The sequence below is a fragment of the Streptococcus suis genome, assembly GCF_002960445.1.
GTDB lineage: Bacteria > Bacillota > Bacilli > Lactobacillales > Streptococcaceae > Streptococcus > Streptococcus hyiners.
The window spans coordinates 1-324 of sequence record NZ_POJD01000050.1 but is presented as its reverse complement, the minus strand read 5'-3'; the positions used below and the strand labels follow the sequence as shown (position 1 = coordinate 324).

The window sequence follows — 324 nt, the reverse complement described above, 5'->3', positions numbered from 1 at the left end:
CGTGTCCACTCTTTGATAGAGTCAGAATTGTAGTTATAAGGATATCCATACCTATTCTCACGATTTTGCCCATAATATTGTAAGATATTGTCCCTATTTTCCTGCAAGACATCTGGCAAACTAACCTCAATGATATATTCAGCATCCTCTAAAACATAGAGTACAAAAGCATTTGCATGGTTACATAGGAATTCTAATTTACTCTGCTTGTCGCAATCCTGAGAAAGTACAAATTGTAACATATCTATTAGTGTACTTTTCCCTGTACCTCTCCCTCCAATTAAACAGTTCATAGATGGTGAGAATGTTAAAAAGAAGTCTCTA

1 pseudogene is annotated in these 324 nt (G+C 35.2%); it reads right to left on the bottom strand.

Annotated elements, in window-relative coordinates:
- Positions 1-293, bottom strand: a pseudogene (locus C1G53_RS00255) (recombinase RecF); the annotation flags it as partial.
- Positions 294-324: the final 31 nt, after the last annotated feature.